At 60.6% G+C, this 21,188-nt stretch carries 15 protein-coding genes; 5 read left to right on the forward strand and 10 right to left on the reverse strand.

Translation table 11 applies throughout. The annotated features are described in order from the left end of the window. Positions 1-65: 65 nt before the first annotated feature. The 4 genes from IHE39_RS14190 to IHE39_RS14205 are packed head-to-tail and all read left to right on the forward strand — an operon-like array spanning position 66 to position 5,233. Positions 66-1,343 (forward strand): polysaccharide biosynthesis/export family protein, encoded by a 1,278-nt coding sequence (locus tag IHE39_RS14190; RefSeq protein ID WP_192566898.1) that lies wholly within the window; start codon positions 66-68, stop codon positions 1,341-1,343. A 33-nt stretch (positions 1,344-1,376) separates the two neighbouring features. Beyond that, a complete protein-coding gene (locus IHE39_RS14195) occupies positions 1,377-2,861 on the forward strand; it encodes a tyrosine-protein kinase domain-containing protein (RefSeq protein ID WP_192566899.1) in 1,485 nt (494 codons plus the stop codon). A gap of 45 nt (positions 2,862-2,906) precedes the next feature. Beyond that, positions 2,907-4,253 (forward strand): oligosaccharide flippase family protein, encoded by a 1,347-nt coding sequence (locus tag IHE39_RS14200; RefSeq protein ID WP_246485479.1) that lies wholly within the window; start codon positions 2,907-2,909, stop codon positions 4,251-4,253. Beyond that, entirely contained in the window at positions 4,250-5,233 is a 984-nt protein-coding gene (locus IHE39_RS14205) for a glycosyltransferase family 2 protein (RefSeq protein ID WP_192566901.1), read from the forward strand. The genes IHE39_RS14200 and IHE39_RS14205 overlap by 4 nt, the downstream gene beginning before the upstream one ends. Before the next feature lie 4 nt (positions 5,234-5,237). Here the strand turns inward: IHE39_RS14205 and IHE39_RS14210 are convergent, their stop codons facing one another. The 5 genes from IHE39_RS14210 to IHE39_RS14230 form a co-directional block, all read right to left on the reverse strand. After that, positions 5,238-6,506, reverse strand: a complete 1,269-nt coding sequence (locus IHE39_RS14210) for a glycosyltransferase family 4 protein (protein WP_184771030.1) — start codon at positions 6,504-6,506, stop codon at positions 5,238-5,240. A 29-nt stretch (positions 6,507-6,535) separates the two neighbouring features. Continuing rightward, positions 6,536-7,243: an SAM-dependent methyltransferase gene (locus IHE39_RS14215; protein WP_192566902.1), complete on the reverse strand. Its 708-nt coding sequence runs from the start codon at positions 7,241-7,243 to the stop codon at positions 6,536-6,538. A 286-nt stretch (positions 7,244-7,529) separates the two neighbouring features. Further along, positions 7,530-8,585: a glycosyltransferase family protein gene (locus IHE39_RS14220; RefSeq protein ID WP_192566903.1), complete on the reverse strand. Its 1,056-nt coding sequence runs from the start codon at positions 8,583-8,585 to the stop codon at positions 7,530-7,532. Beyond that, positions 8,582-9,496, reverse strand: a complete 915-nt coding sequence (locus tag IHE39_RS14225; RefSeq protein WP_192566904.1) for a phosphotransferase — start codon at positions 9,494-9,496, stop codon at positions 8,582-8,584. Before IHE39_RS14225 ends, IHE39_RS14220 begins: the two co-directional genes overlap by 4 nt. Positions 9,497-9,501: 5 nt before the next feature. Continuing rightward, positions 9,502-10,155, reverse strand: coding sequence for an HAD family hydrolase (locus IHE39_RS14230; RefSeq protein WP_184771047.1), 654 nt, complete (start codon positions 10,153-10,155; stop codon positions 9,502-9,504). Positions 10,156-10,247: 92 nt separating this feature from the next. On the opposite strand from IHE39_RS14230, the gene IHE39_RS14235 reads away from it, so the two are divergent. Continuing rightward, on the forward strand, positions 10,248-11,930 hold the full coding sequence (locus tag IHE39_RS14235; protein ID WP_192566905.1) for a hypothetical protein: 1,683 nt from the start codon (positions 10,248-10,250) through the stop codon (positions 11,928-11,930). Positions 11,931-12,294: 364 nt separating this feature from the next. Here the strand turns inward: IHE39_RS14235 and IHE39_RS14240 are convergent, their stop codons facing one another. The 5 genes from IHE39_RS14240 to IHE39_RS14260 form a co-directional block, all read right to left on the reverse strand. After that, positions 12,295-13,470, reverse strand: coding sequence for an ABC transporter substrate-binding protein (locus tag IHE39_RS14240; RefSeq protein ID WP_192566906.1), 1,176 nt, complete (start codon positions 13,468-13,470; stop codon positions 12,295-12,297). A gap of 193 nt (positions 13,471-13,663) precedes the next feature. Beyond that, a complete protein-coding gene (locus tag IHE39_RS14245; protein ID WP_192566907.1) occupies positions 13,664-14,404 on the reverse strand; it encodes a lytic transglycosylase domain-containing protein in 741 nt (246 codons plus the stop codon). A 58-nt stretch (positions 14,405-14,462) separates the two neighbouring features. Next, the gene (locus tag IHE39_RS14250; protein ID WP_192566908.1) at positions 14,463-14,837 is read right to left on the reverse strand and encodes a hypothetical protein; all 375 of its coding nucleotides are present in this window, start codon (positions 14,835-14,837) and stop codon (positions 14,463-14,465) included. An 84-nt stretch (positions 14,838-14,921) separates the two neighbouring features. Then, positions 14,922-15,305, reverse strand: a complete 384-nt coding sequence (locus IHE39_RS14255; RefSeq protein ID WP_192566909.1) for a hypothetical protein — start codon at positions 15,303-15,305, stop codon at positions 14,922-14,924. Between the two features lie 34 nt (positions 15,306-15,339). Continuing rightward, the gene (locus IHE39_RS14260) at positions 15,340-21,180 is read right to left on the reverse strand and encodes an SPM autocatalytic domain-containing protein (RefSeq protein ID WP_210327563.1); all 5,841 of its coding nucleotides are present in this window, start codon (positions 21,178-21,180) and stop codon (positions 15,340-15,342) included. Between the last annotated feature and the right edge of the window lie 8 nt (positions 21,181-21,188).

The following is a 21,188-nucleotide window of genomic DNA, read 5'->3' on the forward strand; positions in this document are numbered from 1 at the left end:
ATTTATTTCAGGGGTTGCGCGCTAGCAGCTTAGGGTTGTTGCCAGATTTTGTTGGGAGCGGTTCGATGACTTTGCTGGATGAACTGAGAAAGCTGCAGGCGCGAAGCTTGGCCATCATCGCCGGCCTCGCCTTGCTGACCTTGCTTGGCTTTTCCGGCAAGCCCTTGGCCGACACGGCGGAATATGAGCTTGGTCCGCAGGATCGCCTTCGCATCCATGTTTCCGAATGGCCGGCCCTGACCGGCGAACTGAGTGTTGGCGCCAGCGGTGACATCTTGATGCCCATGCTTGGCCAGGTTCCGGCAAAAGGACTAAGCGCCCCCGAACTTGCCACATCGATCGCTTCGCGCCTTAAGGCCAAGGCCAATCTCCAGCAGACTCCCGACACCACGGTCGATATCGTCGCCTATCGTCCCTTCTACATCCTCGGCAGCGTGGCCAGCCCTGGCGAATACGCCTATCGCCCCGGCATGATCATCCTGAACGCGCTCAGCCTCGGCGGTGGTGCTTACCGGGCGGAGCAAGGATCGCAATGGGACCTCGAACGCGTGGCGATTTCGAGCCGGGGTGAATTGAAGCTCAATGAAGCGCGACGTTGGGACCTGTTGGCCGAACAGCAGCGCTGGCAGGCGCAACTCGACGGCGCGGATAAGATGGGCTCAGTCCCGGGCGACGCGTCGCCGGAATTTGCGAAGGCCGTTGAGGAGCAGAGTCGTCTCTTTGTCATGGAACTCGGTCGCTATCGCGCCGAACGGCTTAGCCTCGAAGCCTCCATCGCCATGCGCAAGCAGGAGATCGCTGCGTTGGACCGGCAGCTTGCAGATGTCGCCTTGAAGCTCAGTTCAACACAAGGCGAACTGGAGACAATCCGCCGATTGGCCAAGCAGGATCTCGCCGTTCATCGCCTGGGCCCGCTAGAGCGCAGCCTGAGCGACGTCCAGCGCGAACAGCAGGATCTGGAGATCGCCAAGTTGCGCGCGCGCCAAGAGATCAATACGGCGACTGGTGAGATCGCCAGTTTGGACGAGCAGCGCCGTGCAACGGCACTCGCTGGTGCCCAACGCATTGCGGTCGACCTTCGCGCGATCGCCGAACAGAACGATACCTCCGCACGCATCCTAGACAGCGCCGCCCACTATTCGTCGAACCTCTCTCGTCTGATCGATGCCGAGTCCACCCCGCAGCTACGGTTCAGCATTGTGCGGACCGATGACAACGGCACGGTCGAGTTCGACGCGACCGAGACGACGCGCGTGCAGCCCGGCGACATCGTCAAGGTGTTCCGAGTGGCGGCCGAAACAACCGGCACGCTGCCGGTCAAAACACAATCGACGCGCCCCTGACGATTTCAGTGCCGGCATATTGAAGGCTCCTCCATGTTAGAAACGCGCCATCCGAAGGAATTGCTGATCCAGCAGCGCGTAGCTCCGGATGCCAGTCTCTACGACTGGCGCTGGATGATCCGCTCGGCCTTGAAACGGCTCTGGCTCATCATTGCTGGAGCCCTTCTATGCGCGGCACTTGCTGTCGGCTATGTCGCGCTTCGGCCAGCGCAGTACACGGCGTCGGCTGTCCTCACCATCACCAACCTGAGATTATCGACGAGCGGCGAGGACGCGTTCTTCACCGAGTCTCAGTTCGACCCGACCTTCCTCGAGACACAGATAGAGACCATCGGTTCGACACCGGTTATTTCCAGTGTCCTTCAGACACTGAAGCTAGGCGGGCCCGACGCTTCCAATCAACAGAGTGCGATCAAGGCCCTGCGCAGTGGCCTCGCCATCCAACGACTCGGTCAGAGCAATCTCGTCGAGATCCGTTATACCTCCCGGACGCCGCAAGGTGCAGCGAACATCGCCAATGAGGTGGCGCGCGCCTACATGGCCAAGCAGGAAGCCGATCGCTCCGAAGCAGTGCAGTCGGCCAGCGGGTGGCTGCGAGACCGGCTTCGCGAAGCTGGTCCGAAAGCGCAGGTTATGTCGGCTGCCGCACCTCCGATCGACAAGAGCAATCCACGCGGCATAGTGATCATCGCTCTGGCAGGGATCGTCGGCGCCGCGGGAGGTTTTGTGGCCGCGCTGGCACTTGCGTTTCTCGATCGCAGTTTCCGCCGACCAGAACAACTCGCCTCAGTGACCGGCGCAGAGTGCTTCGGTGTGATCCCTAGCCTGGTTGACGCTGGCTCGTCAAAACGGACCCTTCCGTTGCTGTCAGAGGTTGCCGATCGATCGGGCACTCCGGAATGGCAGGCGCTGCGGCTGGCAATCGTCAGCATTTTTCCCTTCATCGGCGTGCCCCATACAAAATCACTTGGTGTGACTTCTGCCCTTCCTGGTGAAGGCAAGACGGTTGTGGCAGCCAAGCTGGCGCTTCATGCTGTTCAGATGGGCAAACGCGTTTTGCTCGTCGATGCGCAGGCCTATCGACCGGAACTGTCGAAATTGATGCAGCATTCGGGCCGGCAGGGGCTCATCGACTATCTCGAGGGTCGTGAACGCGATCTAGCGGCGCTTGTCGTCCACGATGCGCCAACCGGGCTGGACGTTTTGCCTTTCGGCCAGGCCGGCAAAACGACGCCCATGCCATGGTCGGGCCGCATGGAAAACCTGCTGGACGATGTGACGTCATACGACGTCGTGGTTTTCGACCTGCCGCCACTTGATGCCCCAGGGGATCTCCGCGCCTCGGCACGCTTCATCGCTTCTTTCCTGCTGGTCGTCGAAGCCGGGCGTGTGTCGGACGAAGCTCTGACTGCGGCATTGTCGGCGATCCCCTCAGTTTGGGAAAAGCTGGCGGGGTCGATCCTCAATCGGTGCGATCCCGAACCGGTGTTCAAGTGGCTTCCAGCGTTCAAACGATAGGCGCTGCTACTACGAGCTTTCAGGCAATAGGATAGGCATGGCCTGATGGCTATTTCATCGAAACGGCTCCTCCACGGGGCAATCTGGACCACCGGTGCCTATTTCGTCTCCGTCGTGCTGCGCTTTGGGTCGAATGTGATCCTGTCGCGCCTGGTTCTGCCGGAGGTCTTTGGCATGATGCTGATCATCAGCACCTTGCGCAACGGTATCGAACTCGTCTCTGACGTGGGTATCGGCCAGAACATCATCCACAACAGCAAGGGCGAGGAACGCCGCTTCCGCGATACGGCCTGGACCATCCAGTTTATCCGTGGCGCAATCCTTTTCAGCCTGATGTTTGCCCTGGCCGCACCGCTGGGGCAACTCTACGCCCTGCCATCCTCGGCGATCCAGATATCGGCGATCGGCCTCGCCTTGATGGGGGGGGCCTCGGTCTCCATGTACATGCTGCAGCGTCAGCTTTTGTTCGTGAAGCTGAACCTATTCGACCTCATGGTCGAGTTCGTGAATGCGATCTTCGTGATTGCGCTGGCGCTGTACAGTCCAACGATCTGGTCGCTTCTCTTCGCCAATTTGATGACCATCATCGTGCGGACGGTGGCAAGCTATCTCCTGCCTTACGGACGCATCTGGTTTGCTTGGCATGCCGCCTATGCCCGTGAGATCATGTCCTTTGGCAAGTGGATATTCCTTTCTTCCTTGCTTTCCTTTCTCTGCGCGAGTTTCGACAAGCTCTATCTCGGCCATGCCATCCCGCTTGCGGTGCTCGGCATCTACGGCATTGCGCGAACCATCGCCGACTTGCCGGCGGTGCTGGTTGGCAGGCTGAGCTACTCCCTGATCTTTCCCGTGGTCTCATCCCGCAGGGGGCAAGAAGCCACCGCTCTTCGCGGCGAGATGGGCCCGTTGCGACTGAAACTACTGCTTGCCTTCGCCATTTGCATCGGTTTCGGCGTTTCGGTGTCGGATTTCGCTGTCTGGCTCATCTACGACTCGCGCTATCATGATGCGGGCTGGATCCTGCCGATCTTGCTTCTCGGCGTCTGGTGCTCCCTTCTATGCACCGTATCGGAATATTCGCTGCTCGGTCTGGGTCGCCCGCTTTATGGGGCGGCGGGCAACATGGCGAAACTCGTGTTCATGGTCGTTGCCATTCCGCTTGGTTTGCAGTTCTACGGGATCGCCGGCGCGATCGTGATGATCGCCGCCAGCGAACTCAGTCGCTACATACCGATCCTGTTCGGGCAGTACCGGGAGCGGATCGCCTTTTTCCGCCAGGATGTGGCGACTACAGCACTGCTCGTGCTGCTTATCCTCGTGTTTTCCTTCGTGCGTTATAAAGCCGGCTATGGCACGGCTTTTGAGGGTGTGCTGGGGGCGTTCCGCTCATGAACCTTGCCGTTCCAACAGTCGGCGTGGTTGTGATCGGCCGCAATGAAGGGCCCCGCCTGATCGCCTGTCTTGAAAGCCTGGGCGAGCGTCTTGCAACGACTGTCTATGTCGATTCCGGTTCGACCGACGGTAGTGCAGAGGCGGCTGAAAGGCTGGGCGCAACCGTTGTCCGGCTTGACATGACCATTCCGTTCACCGCGGCGCGCGCGCGCAATTCAGGTTTTGCCGAGCTCCGCAGGCTGGTTCCGGAAACCGAATTCGTACAGTTCGTCGATGGCGATTGTCACGTCGTCGAAGGCTGGCTCGCAAAGGCCACCAGCTTTCTTGTCGAAAACCCAGGTTACGCGATCGTCTGCGGCCGTCGTCGCGAACGCTTCCCGGATGCGACGGTCTACAATGCCCTGTGCGACCGCGAATGGGACACGCCGGTAGGCGACGCGCTTGCCTGCGGTGGCGATTGCCTGACACGGGTTGAGGCATTGGCAGCCGTTGGCGCCTATTCGGTAGACCTCATTGCCGGCGAGGAACCGGAAATGTGTGTACGTCTGCGCTCTGCCGGCTGGAAGATCTATCGACTGGATGCCGAGATGACGCTGCACGATGCGAACATCACGCGCTTGGGCCAATGGTGGAATAGGTCGAAGCGCGCCGGCCATGCCTTCGCGGAGGTCGCGCATCGTCATTTTGGGTCGCCTTACGGCATCTGGCAACGCAATGTGCTGCGTACCTTGTTTTGGGGCTGTCTTTTGCCATTTGTCGCGCTGCTGGGCGCGGTGGCGCTGCATCCCGCGTTCCTGTTGCTGCTCGCTGCCTATCCGTTGCAGACCGCTCGCATCGCGTTGCGGGAGGGAGGCAGGCGCCTCGCGTGGCTCTATGCGGCCTTCGCCCTGCTAGCGAAGTTCCCCGAGATGCAGGGCGTTGCGCAATTTGCCCTCAACCGCCTCACGCATCGACGTCAGGGGCTGATAGAGTACAAGTGAGTTTCTATTCCGTGGCGGGCTGGAGACGCGCATTGCCGGGGAGGGTGCTCTGCGCTGAGCTGCCGTCGCGACCGTTGCTGGTAGCTTCCATGAAAAGCCGCTGCAATTCGAGTGCCAGAAGCTTTCGGTCGTGCAGGCGCTCGACACGTTGCCGCCCGATCTTGCCCATGCGTTCCAGAACGTCCGCCGGTGCTGCCAGCGCTGAGCGCATGGCAGCAACCAGTTGCTGGTGGTTGCCTGGCTCGACAAGCCACCCGCATTCTTCATCCACCAATTCAGGAATGCCGGCGATCGTCGTCGAGATGACCGGGCGGGTCAACGCCAGCGCCTCCATGATCGCCACCGGCAAGCCTTCGGCGTAGCTTGGCAGCAGCATGGCGCGGCTTTGCTTGAGGAGCTGCCGCACCTCGTCGTTGGATGACCATCCGCGCAGGATGACTTGCGCGCCGACATCGTGCCGTGCGATCTCAGCTTCAATTTCGGCGCGACTTTCTCCATCGCCGACCAGCACGACCTTCATGTCGGGAAACTCTGCGCGCAGCGCGGCCACCGCAGCCGGGATATGGATCTGGCCCTTCTGTTGGCAAAGCCGGCCGATGCAGACGAGTGTGTTCTGGTCGCGGGCAATCGGCGTCGGCGCGAAATCCTCAAGCTTGAGGCCGCAGCGTGCAATGACGACCTTGTGCGCATCAGCAGCATCAGAAAGCGATGTAAGCAGGCTGCTGCAATAATCCGAGATCGCCACGACAAAGGCCGCATGCTTGATCTTGAGATCGAAGCTTAGATACGCGGCGTCGGTGAATTCGTCAGGCCCATGTGAGGTGAAGCTATAGCTTGGCCCGCCAAGCAGCTTCGACAGCAACGCGACAGCAGCCGGGTTGGTGCCGAAATGCGCGTGGACATGGGCGATGCCCTGCCTGCGAGCCTCCTGGCGCAAATAGCAAGCCTGCATCAGGTAGGCAATGTGATGGACAAACCCGGAATAAGCCTTGCGCCGCATCTGTTGGAGTGCGGGAAGGGCGCGCAACAGGCCGCGCGGGTTGATCAGGATTTCACGTCCGAAAGCCACAAACAGTCCGGTGGCGTTGCCACTGAGGAGATAGTGTGTCGATTCCATCTCGGACTGATCGGATCGATCGACGAGTGTGCCTCCAAAACGGCGAACGGAGAGCCTCCCGATCCTGAGGCCAAGATCTTCCAATGCTTCGATTTCCCCGCGAATAAAGGTAGTACTCGGTATCGGGTAGGTATTGAGAAGATAAGCGATTTTCACAGCGGTTCCTTGCCTTGCTGCAAGCGGAGCTATCGAACGGCAATAATGGATTTGTTGAAGAAGAGAAATTTCTCGAATTTGATTTCTGCATCCGGAAGCAACTTCTTCATCTGGGCAGCTGAGAGCAGGCGATGGTGGCGGACAAGCCATGCGGCATCGTTCCAGTCGCGCTGGCGGCTGAAGAAGCCAAGTTTTAACCGGTGCAGCATTTCGATACGCAGCCGCTCCGGCAGATACTGGAAGCCGACAAACCGGAAATGCGGCTCGTAGGGAAACCAGTAGTTCGGCGTTTGAACGTAGTAACGTTCCCCAAGGCGGTGCACATTCGCCGCGAAAAGCTTCATGTCGGTGAATTGGCCGACATGCTCGACAACTGAATTGGAATGTACAAAATCAAAGTGCTGACCTTGCAGCAAGTTCGGATCTGTCGCGCTGCCTTCAATCGCTTTGAAAAGGTGTGTCTTCTTGACGTCGATCGGATCGGTATTGACCAAGGTGAAATGCAACCGATCTGCATTGCCCTCGATGAATTCCGAACCGATATCCCAATATTTCTCAGTTCCTCCTAGGTCGAGGACCGAGCAGCTTCCCTTGGCGCGCAATATGGACTGCATGATCTCTTGGATCAGCTTGAATCGATTGGCCCGGAACCGGCTCTCTCGACTGTTCCGGTTTGTATAAGGATCGGTGCGCCCCGCAGCGGCCAGTTCGATCACATCCGTATCCGTATCGGTCATCCGATACACCCCTTGGCTAGACAAAGCATTCGTTGATTTGCATGTAGCAAATCCCGTTGGTGGATGTAAGGGATTGTTAGCAAATGGTTAATTTGAGCGCAGAACCTGCACTTCGGCAAGGAGTGCTCCGACGGAATGTCTTACGTTACATGGGGACCCGAGAGTCGAGCCGTCGACATGATTTGGCAACGCAGTGCGTAGAACTGCGTGCTTTCCGGCGGGTTAGGCCCATTGTTTTCAAAAGGCCTAAAGGTTCTGAACTTGTCGTTTGCCGACGGCGGCAAGCCTAGCCTGAGATCCCTAGCCGCTCGGATAGATTGGGGTCCGACGGGTCGACCTCGATCGCTTCGGAGGTCTTGAAGGGCAATGTCGGATGCGGTGCTGTCAAAAGTGCCCATTGTGCGACGTCGCAGTCGAACAGGATCGGCGCTTGCGGGAGCAACTGCTCCTGAAGCTGTGCCCGTGTCAGGGCCTCGAGGTGAGAGGGGCGGATCGAGACGTAACGCACTGTATGACCGGCCGCCGTCATCTTGCGTACTGCCTCGACCGCGGCGGCGTTGGGCGTAACCTTATCGAAGTAGGGTTCGAAATAGAGCGATCCGCGTTGGAACAAGAAGCCGTCGACACTCACCAGGTACACGCGCTGCTTTTCCAGCCTGCGCCGCCATTCGGCAACGGTACCCCAATCGTCGTAGTTCCTGGCTTTCCGCGCTTTGAAGATATGACCGTTGAGCGCCATAAAGGCGATGATCTCGGACAGATAGAGTTCGCCGCCGGCGAGGCGGGTTCCGCGCAGCATCTCATCATAAGCCGCAAGGAAGGCCTTCGGCTCGGTGAAGAAATAGCCGCCGACGCTGAACAGGTCAGAGATCACCTTTTTCTCGCGAAAGTTGATGATGATGTCTTCCTGGTCGACCTGCACGTAACTCTTATTCTGCGGGTTGACCTGGTCGAAGTCCTCCAATGACGCCACCGAGACGTAGTTGTATCTCTCTTCGATCGTGCCAAGCTCGAAGTAGTTGTCACTGTCCTTGACAAGAAACGGCTCGTCGATACCGGTGCGGCGCAGCGTCTCGACCACAGTCTCCGATTGACTGGATGTCGGCTCGTCAAGGACGACGCAATGCACTGGCTGGCCAAAGGCGCGCTTGAGGCCTTCAATGGCGTTGAAGCGCTGCTGATGCTCCGCAAGGATGGTGACGACGAGATCCTCGACAGGCGCGTTCAGCCCGCGGATGGCCTTGTAGACCATCGGCAAGCCGTCATTGTCCGGCAGCATCCATTTGGGCAGCATGTTGGGAAATCGCGAGGACCGACCCGCGCATGGCACGATGATCTTCATCGTTGGCTCCTTATGGTGTCGATGGCGGCGCGGCCGAAGCCCGCGACACGGCGCGCAACGAAGGCGCTGTCGGCCTCGCTGTGCGCATAGGGAAGAATGCGGGCAAAGGTCAACCCGAGGAAGAAGTAGTGCCTGGCCGGATAAAGTGGCGACTGGCTGGCCGCCGCTTTCATCCAGCGATCGCGCAGCCACCAGGTGACGCTGGTGGCGATTTTGCGCCCCCGATGAACATGCCAGTGCCCTTCGCATTCCTGGAAAAGCTTGGACCAGTCGAACCAGTAATGGTCGAATGGCGATTCGATCGGGTCGATCAGGCAAAGATCGCCGCGCCGCCCGACAAGGATATTCTCGAAGGTCAGGTCACCATGCGAGGCCGTCGGCAAATCAGGCCTGGTGATTTCGTCCATAAGCAGCAGGGCTTCGTGGAGCGTCGTCAGTTCTTCTGCATAAGTGCCACCACTCCGCTCTGAGATTTGTTCGAGCTTGGCTGCGAGCGTCGCGCGGCTCGGCGGGATCGCTGGAGCGCGTGGGCTGGCCGAAGCCAGCGCTCGCATGAGTTGCTCGATGCGGTCGGAAAACATCGCCACCTGCTCGAAGGTGGCGGTCGAAAGGTAGTTGATCGCGTCGCGCGCAGGCGCGAATTCCATGTCGTAGAAGCGTAAGCCCTGCGCCTCGCTCTTGTCGAGCACGCGCGGCACGCTCGCCACGTCACCAATCGTTGCCCGCAGCCATTCCTGCCGGGCAGACTGAGCGGTGATGCCTGCATTGGCCGCGAGGCTGTTTGCAGCCTTGCGGACGAACGGATTGCCGGAACTGGTGCGCAGCAGCGCGACCGTCGCTCCCGAAAACCCCGAAAGCGGAATGACTTCGGAGAAGTTGGCGAATGCGGGATGTTCGGGCGGGGCGATCATACCGACTAACTGAACCGCGTGACGTCAATGACAGACATGCCCGCGGCACGGCCGGACGCCAAGCCGGCCTCGGCGTCTTCCAGGACCAGACAGCGAGCTGGGGCAACGCCAAGCGTGGCTGCAGCCTTGAGATAGGGCTCTGGATCGGGTTTGCCGTTGGCGACATCGTCGCCGCTGACGATTGCGCCAAAGAGCTCGGTCCAGCCCATTGTCGCCACTATGGCCATCACCCCATCCCGATTACCCGACGAAACCAGCGCGAGCTTCTTTTCGCCGGCGGCCTCGAGCAATCTCGACGCAGGCAGTGCCTGCGGTTGGCTGGAAAGGAGAATTCGCGCAAAGGCAATTTTTTTGTCGCGATGGATGGCGAGAATTTCGTCAGGGGCCGTCGGCGTGATGCCGGTCGCATGCAGCATCAGGGGTATCGCCTCGCGTGCCGGCGCGCCAACCGCCGCCATATAATCCGTAAGGGTGAGCTCCGTCCCGCGTGCCGCGAACACTTCCGCATAGGCGCGATGGTGCAGCGGCATCGTGTCGACCAGTGTTCCATCGAGATCGAAAAGCAGGGCGTCGTAGCGAAGAAGTTCATCCACAGACAGCAAGCCGCCGAGCGAATGAGCTTTGGTGCCGGCAATCTCTTCTGCGGAACGGAGGCGCAATTTATCAACCTCTTTGAGATAGATGCAAAGGTGGGTTCTGCGTCATTTCACTAGTCGCCAGTTCCTTATATTTGGATAATGGAACGAACATCTTGGCCGAAACTGTTACTCCGTCGCTGCGCCAGTTCGCGAAACGTTTTCTAGCAGTTCCGCAAGAACACCGCGATCATGCAGAGGCAGCGAAAGTGCTGCTCCAAGCGATCCTGGAATATCCATTGGACGCCGATTGGCGTCACGATGAGCAGCATGCGTTTTTCCGCGCCGTGATCCTCGATGAGGTCGCGTCAAACGCGCCGCCGCACTTCCTGCTGCGCGCAGCCGAAATGCATTCGGCCAATCTGAAGCAGACGCTGCCCATCATTTCCCGCACGCTTGATCCCTTCCTCAGGGAACTCTGGTCGCAGAGCCCTCTGTCAAAGAACGCCGTCTTGCTTTTCCTCCAACTGCGTCATTTTCTGCGGCCGTGGCTGGATCAGGCGGAGTTGTCTCGCGTGCATTTGGAGGCGCTGCCGGGATTTACACTTGCCGACATGGCATTGCCGTACAATTCCATGTTCGACCAGGTGAGTTTCGCTCGCAATGTCGCCGATATCCATAGCCTGGCGGCGGCGGACACCTCATTGTTCCCTTTGTTTCAGCTTTTGCTTTTCCAATGGATTACCGGCGAGGGGGTCGTTGGTCGCAAAAGAATAGACGAAGCGCTAGCTGGCAAGGCTTCCGCCCAGGACATGGCGGCGGCAAAGTCACTTGCAAAACGTGGCGCGAGCGAAGGCGCTGCTGCGCCAAGGCGGCGCCTGAGATTAATGCAGGCGAAGCCCTATCAGGCTCTATATGCAGGCAAGTCCATGCTGCGGAAGCGTTTTGGGTTCAGCCTGCCCGGGCGACGCCAGCCGCGCGTTGCGGTGTGCATATCTGGCCAGTTGCGCGGCTTCCGCAAGGCCTTCCCAAGCCTCAAACAGATCCTTCTGCCGGGGACCGAGTACGAAATCTTCGTCGATACATGGCAGGATATCGGCCGTTCTGGTGCCGAGCCGTTCCGGAACGTCTTGCCGTTTGCTGGGGTGCATTTCGCCGACGCTTACCGCGATCACTGCACGCGGTTTGGCATGGAGGAGATGCGCGAGCGCTATCGATCGCTGTTTGCGGCGCTGGCCAGCACCGGTTTGACTAACACCAGCGAGCTCAAGGCCTTTTTCGCCACCGACAATGTGCAGGTCGAAGATGACAAGGCGAAACGTTTCTCGACATTCACCAACTCCGCCAAGATGCACTACAAGATCGCCGCCTGTGCCGCGCAGGTCGAGGCCAGCGGCAAGGAATTCGATCTCGTGCTTCGTATCCGGCCAGACAAGCCGGTGACGATGGTCGGCTTCGGCTGGAGCGACCTCCAGGCGGTCTGCCATAGCAGCGCCGTGCTGTTCGCTGACCAAGGCTTTGGCCACCAGTACGCGAGAATCCTGGTCGGCGACCAACTGGCTGTCGGGTCGCCGCAGACGATGCGAACCTATGCCGGCGTCTTTGCAGATTATCCGCGTTATGCCGAACAAGGTTTCCTGCAATGCGAGCCGGGCTTCCACGGCCATTCCAGCTTGGCGCAGCATTGCTGGCTGAACGGCATTGGTGTCGAGCGCTTGGCGGCACGCTTTGGTCAGCTGGCAGAGGCAGAGCCCCTGTCGACGAGAGAGATCATCGCCGCCATCGAGCAGGATGCAGCGGGCCGCATGGACGCGGTCGATGCCGCGCTCATCGTGGCCGCGGGACGTGATCGACTTTAGATAGTTGGTTGATCGAGGGTGTCGGTGGCTGCGCGGAGTGGTCTCTGCATATTCCGTCAATTCTCGAAATCGCCGAATGTGTTCTGCAGCCGGGTAAGCAGGTTGGGGCGTAATAACTCCAGGGCTATTTCTTCGGTCGCCCAATACCCGTTGATCCCCTCTTGCGGACGCTGGGGCAGGCTTCCCCCACATAGATTTCGCGCATCCGACCTGTTACTGAAGGCAGGCTCTTGTGCCCTTGGCTCGGGACCCATCAGATTAGCGCAGACAGGCCCTGATACTTGGAGGCACCAATTCTCAGCGGCCCAGACAATGCGCACGCGCCCATCTCAATAGTTTGACAAAAACCTCCATAATTGAGCTGTCAGAACCCCGAAGTTGATTTCTCGATCTGCTTGAGCTTGCCATTGTCGATGCGAAAAAAGGGCATTGCGCGTTCGCCGGCACCGTCGTCCCGGAAACGGAAGATGCCCGTCGAGCCGCGGAAGCCGGTCGGGTTTTCGATCACCTTCTTGGTGAAGCCCTTGGGGCCCATGGCGCTGGCAATGCCGGCGGCTAGCGCCACGGTGTCGTAGCCATAGGCGACATTGATGTCGGGCTCGTAATTGTAGGTCTTGCGGAAGCGGTCGGCGATCGGCCCGATCTCTGCGGCATCAAGCGTGGCGATGTAAGCACCTTGCAGTGCCGGGTCGCTGATGCCGTGCTCGAGCCAGCGGGTGGAGCCGATGAGCGTGACGTTCTTGCCAAGCATCCCCTTGGCTTTCAGCGCCGAGACCAGCGGTGCCGGATTGGCGCTGCCGCTGGCGATGACGATGGCTTGCGGTTCGTCGACGAGAGCCATCATGTCCGCAACGGCTTTTTCCGAGCCGCCACCAGCCGGGCCGAAAGGCAGTGCCACTGCCAGCGACGCACCGTAGATGCTGAGGCTGTTGGCAACGCGTTTTTCGATCGCCTTGCCCGCATCGCCTTCGGCCATGAACAACACGAATTTGCGCGCCCCCTTGGCGGCGACGGCAGCGGCACCGGCTGCAGCGCTGTCGGCCTCGTTGAGCCGGACCGAGTAGACGCCGGGCGCGCCGGCGTAGTTGTCGGCGAGCGCCAGTACGAGAGGTCGGTTGGTGCCCGATACGGTGGCCAGCTGGCGCACCGCGCCTTGCTCGGAAGGGCCGATGACCAGCTTGGCGCCTGAAGCCAGGGCGCCGGTCGTGAGCGCGCGCGCGCGCTTTTCGTCGCCACCGGTATCTTCAATGTTCAAGGTCAGCAGGTCGTTGCCGAGGTCGCCCATGGCGAGGGCGGCAGCATCACGCATCTTGCGGCCGCGGTCGCCGGCGGTCCCGCCCGCCGACAGGGGCAGGAGCATCGACACTTTGACCGGCCCCTTGCCGAGGCTTTCGCCCGATTTCGTTGGCCCGGTCTTCTCGACTGAGGCACTCTGGGAACCTTGCTGGCTGTCGGCCGCGGAGCCCAGGACGTCCTCGCTGCTCGTGCCGGACTGGCATGCCCCGAGGCCGAGCGGCAGCGCCAAGGCGAGAGCCAGCATTGCGGCATGCCGCAGCCGATTAGATCCCCTCATCATCCCTCCCCAGAAGCGCAAGCGGGCGCCCCGACAATCAACCTGCTCACCGCATGTCGCAAAAGTCCACGTCATTTCCACCTGGCCGTTGGCCAAGCGACCGATTGTCCCCGCCACCTGTTGCAAAAATATTGATTGGCGCATTGCTGGAAGGACAATCCTAGCCACCGAACAGCTTGGCACGCAGGCTGCGGATATGGCGCGCTTGAGCTGCCGGCCGGTACTCCGCGCAACGCATGTAGCGCGGGCCCGGCACCAGAGACCTCCTGACGCAAACGCCCTTGGGCGCTGCCGATCCCGTGGCATTGACCTCGCCAAGGCCAGCCACGGCAGCGAAGCCGAACGTCGCCTCCGGCACTGAACCGGTGACCTTGAAGCCGTCTCGTTCAAGGATCGCCCGGGCCCTGAGGCAATAGCGCACCGAAAGGGCTGAAAATCGGGTCTCGGCGTGGCCGGCGCGATACTTCATCACCGTCGTGCAGAGATCGCCCTGGGCCAGCCGAAAAGCCCCGGCGAGATAGCGTACGCCAAGGGAAATGTTGGTTCGGGGTTCGGCCAGATCATCGATTGTGCCGCGAAAACCCATCAGGCGGGCCGTTGCCGGCATCACCTGCATGAGGCCAACCTCGCCATCGCCGCCGCGTGCTTCGGGATCGTAGAAACTCTCGATTTCCATCACCGCAAGCGCGAATTCTGCCGGCAGTTGCTTGGCGCGGGCCTCACAGGCGGCGAGGGCCCGGAACGCGTCCCTGTCTGCTTCGCTGCCGGGTCCACCACAGGCCTCCGCGCCCGCGGCGACTACCCTTTCAGCCTGTGGCCACACCCGCTCCGGAACCGCAGCCGAGGCCGCTGCCGAAAGCGCGAGGCCGGTCAGGAGTGCTGTGGCGAAGCGCTGTCTCATTGTGCGGGGCCAGGGCTCATCAAGCGACCGCCATATGGCAAGGGCAGCCGGCGCCCGATTAGTTCATGTACTCCACCATGCGGCTATGGAAACATTCGCATTTGTTGAGGTAGTCCTCGTCGCGGTAGTTGGTCTTGAGGTAACCATAGGCCTTGCCGCAGGCGACCTTGGCTTCCGATGCCCAGACAAAGACCGGTCGCGAAGATTCAAGCCATTGCGAGCTGTTTGCCGCCGTAACGGCCTCGTCCATCATGCGCACGACCTCGGTCTTCACCTCGCCGGTGTTTTCGTTCAGCGCCAGATCTGACGTCGTCGCCAACCGGCAATAGCTTGCCGTCGGCACGTCGATCAGATCGGCCGCGACCGCCTGTCCGGCAAAGGCGAGTAGGCAAAGGCCGCCAATAGCCGACCGTTTCAATCCTTCAAACAGCATCGATCGTTCCTCTCCTTGCCGGACGCAGTTGTTGCCGGCCTGCTGATATCGTGACGGTCCGGTTAGCCGGGCCGCGTCCCCTTTTCACAAAGCAATATGCCCCTTGTCGTTGTCGTCCAGCAATGACGCCAAGGTTACGGTTGGCATGAAAAACGCATCGGGAAGATCGATCAGGTCACCTGATATGGCGGATGGCGTATCCGCGCTTTCCAGCACCGGCACGAGCACTGCATGAGATGCCGGCTCCAGAACGCCTGGTAGCAGATCGGAAATGTCGACCGGTTCCACAATCAGGGAATCGGCGAGAATTTCACCCAGGCCCTGAGGATCGATGACGTGAACAGGGCTGGGCGCGAGCATCGGCATGTCGAGCATCGGTTCGGCATGCCATGTTCCGAGTTCGATAGCTGTCGCCAGCGCCATGCCGCCGCCAACCCCGCCCGTTGCGTCCGGCCCCTTGTCCGTCATCACGTCACGCCAACCCTAAGCCCTTGCTCGCGCATCATATGTTATCCTGATGCTTGGTGCCCGCATTATCTTCGAACAGCACCTTCACAGCTTCGTTGACGGCGGTGAAGTTCTCGAGCACCGCGACCGTCTGGAAGCTGTCGCCGCCGCCATCGACGTCGACCTTGACCTCGGCATCGGTGCCGTTCTGGACGACGCTGACATAGCCCTGGGCCGCCAGGTCGGTATCTGGCGCCAGGCCGCTCAGCAGGGCGCTGAGATCGAGCTGGTCGCCCTTGCCGCCATCATAGTCAGGGATGATGTCGGCGACGTCGAGACCTTCGATGACATAGGTCTCGCCTGTCGACTGGCTGGTCTCGGGCGTGCCCAGGGCTGCCTCGAGCATGACCTCGACATAGGTGCCCGAGGAGCCATCGGCATAAAGCACCGCGCCTTCGCCCGCCACTTGCTGGCCGTCGATGACGTCGTTCGAGGCGGTCGTCGACGTGCCGAGCCCGGTGATACCATGGTCGGCGAGGTGGGTGAGTTCACCGGCCTCTCCGACACCGTCGCTGTTTGCGTCCTGCCAGATCAGCAGCTTGCTGAAGGCCTCGTCATCGGCATCGACGATGCCGTCGCCGTTGCTGTCGAGCGAGGCAAGCGCCTCCGCGCCGCTGGCGAACTTGCCGCCGGCGAAGTCGGGCGTGAAGATCTCGGCACCGCTGTCGATCTTGCCGTCGCCGTTGACATCGTAGGCCAGAATGCCGTCGCCGCTGGTGTTCCAGGCAACCTGGTCGGCGATGCCATCGGCGTTGATGTCGAAGCGGATACCGCCCTCGACGTCGGAGAAGCTGTAGCCGTTGTTGTCGAGGTCGAGCATGATCGGGTCGACTGCGGAGCTGTAGACGGCGATGTCAGACGCCGACAGCGAGGCGTACATCGTCGTGTACTGTGCCAAGGTGGTGATGTTATTGAGTGTTGCGACCTTCGTTCGGCCGCTGTCACTATCCCAATTGCTGTCGAACCAAATTTCCGCGCGATTCGAAGTCGTATTGAAAACAACAACATAGTTGTTGGTTGGGCTGCCGCTGCCCGTAATTTCTGTATCTTCAATATCGTCTTGTGAAATGCCACCTGCAACCTTGAGGACCATACTGTCCTGACCGTTGCTCATCGAACCAAGTGTCAGCAAGCTTGAAAAGTCGTCTACATCCAAAGCCGCTCCTGTGGCGGTGCCAGTCGTGTTGGCGAAGTTGACGCTGCCACTACTTGTGCCCCCGTTGTCGAAGAAGGCTATCTTGTCGGTCCCTTGGGTGAAGTCACCAATGGTGTCTGCCCCTGTGTTCGTGGCCAATCTGAACTGGTCCGCGCCTCCACCGCCAGTCAAGGTATCGTTCACATTGCCACTTCCGCCGTGGATCGTATCGGCGCCGGAACTGCCAGTGATTGCGTCTATTCCGGAGGAGCCCAGTATCTTGAACCCTTCATTTTGGTTGGACAGGTTCACTGTTGCCGCTGATGTCAGAACAATGTTCTCCACACCGACAATCTGGCCATTGCCGGTGCTGGTGAAGCTGGCGCCGATCTGAAGCGTGTCGGTGCCGCCACCGCCATCAATCAGTGCATCGTTCTGTGCAGCATTGATCGTGTCCGTGCCGCCGCCGGCCGAGATCGAATCCGCACCCGAACCGCCTGTTATTGTGTCGTTGCCCGACGAACCGGTGATGGTGAACGCTTCCGACTGGTTGGCGAGGTTGAGTGTCGCTGCAGCAGTCAGGGTGACGTTTTCGATGTTGGCGATCTGGGCGTTGCTTGTGCTGGTGAAGTTGGCCGCGACGTTCAGCGTGTCGGTGCCGGCACCGCCATCCAGAAGCGTGTCGTTGGAGGCGCCGACGATGGTGTCGCCGCCGGAGCCCGAGGTGATCGTATCCGCACCAGAAGACCCGGTAATGGTGAAGGCTTCGGTCTGGTTGGCGAGATTGAGCGTCGCCGCCGTGGTCAGGGTGATGTTTTCGATGTTGGCGATCTGGGCGTCGCCTGTGCTGGTGAAGTTGGCGCCGACATTCAGCGTGTCGCTGTCGGCCCCGCCATCAATCAGCTTGTCGGCTGCGTCGGCAACGAAGCTGTCGTTGCCAGCTCCGCCGAGCAGTGCGTCGGCTCCCGCGCCGCCGTCGATCGTGTCATTGCCGCCATTGGCCACGACGTAGTCGTTGCCATCGCCAGCGCTGATGGTGTCGTTGCCGGTGCTGCCAATCAGGATTTCGCTGAACGAGGTGCCGGTCAGCGTCGTGCTGCCGGCCTGGCTGCGGTCGACCGTCACGATGGCGTTATCAGTCGTTGCGCCGTTCTGGCCGCCATAGGTGAACCTGCCGCCGTCTGTGTCGTTGTCCTTGAAGGTGTAGGCGCCGGCTGCATTGATCACCGAAGTGGCATCTGTGATGTCGGACACGGAACCGTTTACTGTTGAGCCAGCATCGTCATTGTACAGCAGTGCAGCGTCGGAAATGACGACGTCGGTGCCGGACCCGCCGCTGATGTTGGTCAGCACGCGGTCGCCATGCAGCGGGTTCGCCCCGCTGTCGACCTTGTTGAGATTGATCGTCAGCGTCTGCGAGACCGCGTCTCCGTCCGCGTCCTTGACCGTGTATGTGAACGTCTCGGAGGCGCCGGCAGGAATATCGCTGGCATCGTCGGTCAGCGTATAGGTGTAAGTACCGTTCTTGTTGATGACCAGCGTGCCATGGTCGCCACTGACCTGGAAGTTGCCCGAGCCGTCGGCCGTGCTGTCCGTGGTTGCGCCATGCGTAATTGCCGCCACCAGCAGCGGTGTATCTGCACCCGATGCGTCCGATCCGCTGATGACGTCGCCGGTCTTGGTGACGCTCGTCGAGTCGGACGAAACGAAGCGCACAGCCAGCTGGTAGCTGTTCTGCTGGCTCTCATAGGTCCTGACAGTCGAAACGATGTCGCCATTCGTGTCGACGAAACCGCGAACGTCGAGGGTGTAGTTCTGCCCGTCGATGTTAACCGTCGTGGTCGAGGTGGCAATCGTGATGATGTCGCGGCTTGCCTCCGGATCGCTCGTATTGGTGGTTTCGTTATGGGTGAAGTTGACAAGGATCGGACCGACCTGGACCTGCTCGCCATTGATCAGTGCGGTGAAGGTGACCGACAGCGTCGTGCTGGTCAGCGTTCCGCCGCTCACCGGGAAGTTGAAGTGCGTGAATTCCCCGAGATAGAACGTCTCGTTGGTTGTAACAGGCGTGTTGGCGAGCGTCGGATTGTCGATGAAGCCGTAGCCTGATCCAGATCCTGTCGGCCAGCGGATTTCGTCGGTAGAGCCGTCGCCGTCGCGATCGAACGTGACCGGGCTGCCCGACGTCATCTGGACATTGGTCCAGGTGGCGACGATCGCACCAACGCCGAGATCATCGACGACGATGTCCAGCGTGGCGCTGTCAGGTCCGGCTGTCGGCGTGTCGTCGTTGATGCTGACGGTCAGTGTACCTTGGGCGCTGTCGCCATTGGCATCCTTGACCTGATAGCGCAGCGCCAGCGCGATGGTGTCTTCGTAGGACAGCTCGGTTGCCGGCGACGATGGATCGTCATGGCCGGGATGATCGAGCGGCTTGATCTGGGTGTACTGGTAGCTGCCGTCACTGGTGTTGAGCGTGACCTTGAACGCCGCTGTCGCCAGCGCATTGGCAGCCGAGGTGATGTTGGTCGCGCCATATAGCGTGTCCGTCGCGCTGTCCCAGTAGTAGGACAATGCTGCCCCGCCTGACATGACGGCGACGTTGCCGGTGTCGACAACCGAAAGGTTGTGCATGGGCGAGAAATTGATCGGGTCGATGGCTGCCGCACCGTCAGGTCCGAAGCTGAACGCCAAGGTTCCGCTGGCGGTCGCGGTTCCCGCGGTGTCGCCAAGTCCGCCGGCAACACCATTTGCGAGCGAATCTTCGTCGATCAAAGCGGTGATCGCGCCCGCCGAGGGCGCTCCATTGACGATGTCGACATGGATCGGGAACGACAGCGCATCGCCATCGCCATCCCTGACCGTGACGTTGAAGTCGAGGTCGATATCGATCGTTGTGCTGATCGTCGTCACACTCTGCAGGTCGAGCTTGGACGAGCCGTCCTGGGCATAGAATTCGATGTAGTCGAAATACTTGCCGGCCGGTGCCGTCGGTTCGAAATTGGCGCCAGTTAGGTTGCCGACATCGAACTGCCCGCTCGCCGTGGTCCCGTCAGTGTAATGCAACACATAGTGGATGGTGTCGCTGGAGCCGGCGTTGGCGAAGTTGAACGATGCCTCCGACACGTTCGGGCCGTTGAAGATGCCCGTGCTCGGCGGGACATAGGCGCCGGCGCCGTCGAAATCGACCTGCTGGCCGAAGTCGAAGCGCAGGATCTCGGCAGCATCGAAGTTCTGGTTGCCGACGCCCCAGCCATTGGTGCCGCCGTTGACCTGGCCGACCGTGACACCGCTCGTGCTGCCGGTCTTCCAGTTTGCGACGTTGAAGCCGGCGCCCGTCGTCCAGGCGGAAACCACGCCGAGATGCGATCCCGTGCCGCCAGCGCCCGAGGTCAGCACCTGGTAGGATGTCGGTCCGGCGCCGAAGGCACCACCGATCGCCACGTCGGCATTGATGACGCCATCAAGCGGCTTGAACGACTGGAACGTATACGCTCCCGTCGCCGGGTTCAGCGTCAGTGTGAATACCGGATCGGCCAATGTGCCAGTATGGGCGACAAGTACGTTCGGGTTCGAGTTGTCATAGATCAGCGCCGTGCCGCCGAAGGTCAGTGTCGCCGGGTTGCTGGTCAGCGCAATGCTCGCCGTGCCGCGCCCGTCGGTGCCGTAGTCGACGACGATGTCGCCGTTGACGATGGTTCCGGCGTTGCCGATCGAGTGGGTGTTGACAGTCGCATCGACGCCGGCAATCGGGCCGTCGTCATCGAACGAAATCGCCGACGCGCTGTTGGTGACCAGATCGACCGAGGCCGAATGGTTCGAGCTGTCGCCGTCGCCATCGGTGATGGTTGCCGCCAGGGTCAGTTGCACCTTGTCGGAACCGGTTGTCAGCAGCGACATCACTTCGTCATAGATCGACGGGTTCTCGGTTCCGCCGTGGTCGATGGCAAGGAATTGCTCGATGGCGAGCTGCGCCGATGCCGGGTTGGACGCGTCGGTGACCGATATCCGGAACGCGACCGCGTCGTCGACGCCGATGCCGTTCGAGCCAGGTACGCGGCCAACGATCATGCCGCCTTCCATCTGCAGGTAGATCTGCCGCTGCGCACTGGTCAGGCCGGAAAGTGCCGTGCCTGCAAGCGCAGTCGCGGTGAGGTTGGTCTGCAGGATGGTTGCGCCGACCAGCGAAAGTGTAAGCGACTGGGTCAGCGATCCGCTCGCCGCAGGACCGTCGGCACCGTAGACCGGGTTGACGCCGAACAGCGAGGCCAGTCCACCGCTGACACTGGTCGTCAGCTTGCCGATCGCCTTGGCAGGATCGATGGTCGAGCTGACGGTCGGAACACGGATGTAGTCGAGCTCAGGCGTTGCTGTGTTCAGCACGTCGTCCGCGCCACCGTTCTGCGCCGACGGTGTCGATTCACCCTCTCCACCAGCACGGTAGCGGTCGTGCATCGCACTGCTTGCGCCGTCTGGCTGGACAGTTTCGTCGAGGTTGAGGGCGAATGCCGAGACGGGATTGCTGCCGGTGCCGGTTACGGTGACTGAAGGCACATCGTCGATGATCTGGATCTGGAACGCAGCGCTGGCATCGTCGGCAGGATTGCCGTCGCTGTCGGCGACATTCACCGTGAAGGTCTCGAACGGCGTCCCGTCGGTGGTGTGGTTGACCGGGTTGGCCAGCGTGTAGCTGTAGGTCACCGTGGTGC

Source organism: Aminobacter carboxidus, assembly GCF_014863355.1.
Classification (GTDB): Bacteria; Pseudomonadota; Alphaproteobacteria; order Rhizobiales; family Rhizobiaceae; genus Aminobacter; species Aminobacter carboxidus.

What these genes read in the sequence shown, in the direction of transcription:
- IHE39_RS14190 (WP_192566898.1), top strand. Translation starts at nt 66, where the DNA reads ATGACTTTGCTGGATGAACTGAGAAAGCTGCAGGCGCGAAGCTTGGCC.
- IHE39_RS14195 (WP_192566899.1), top strand. Translation starts at nt 1,377, where the DNA reads ATGTTAGAAACGCGCCATCCGAAGGAATTGCTGATCCAGCAGCGCGTA.
- IHE39_RS14200 (WP_246485479.1), top strand. Translation starts at nt 2,907, where the DNA reads ATGGCTATTTCATCGAAACGGCTCCTCCACGGGGCAATCTGGACCACC.
- IHE39_RS14205 (WP_192566901.1), top strand. Translation starts at nt 4,250, where the DNA reads ATGAACCTTGCCGTTCCAACAGTCGGCGTGGTTGTGATCGGCCGCAAT.
- IHE39_RS14215 (WP_192566902.1), bottom strand. Translation starts at nt 7,243, where the DNA reads ATGACCGATACGGATACGGATGTGATCGAACTGGCCGCTGCGGGGCGC.
- IHE39_RS14220 (WP_192566903.1), bottom strand. Translation starts at nt 8,585, where the DNA reads ATGAAGATCATCGTGCCATGCGCGGGTCGGTCCTCGCGATTTCCCAAC.
- IHE39_RS14225 (WP_192566904.1), bottom strand. Translation starts at nt 9,496, where the DNA reads ATGATCGCCCCGCCCGAACATCCCGCATTCGCCAACTTCTCCGAAGTC.
- IHE39_RS14240 (WP_192566906.1), bottom strand. Translation starts at nt 13,470, where the DNA reads ATGCTGGCTCTCGCCTTGGCGCTGCCGCTCGGCCTCGGGGCATGCCAG.
- IHE39_RS14245 (WP_192566907.1), bottom strand. Translation starts at nt 14,404, where the DNA reads ATGAGACAGCGCTTCGCCACAGCACTCCTGACCGGCCTCGCGCTTTCG.
- IHE39_RS14250 (WP_192566908.1), bottom strand. Translation starts at nt 14,837, where the DNA reads ATGCTGTTTGAAGGATTGAAACGGTCGGCTATTGGCGGCCTTTGCCTA.
- IHE39_RS14255 (WP_192566909.1), bottom strand. Translation starts at nt 15,305, where the DNA reads ATGACGGACAAGGGGCCGGACGCAACGGGCGGGGTTGGCGGCGGCATG.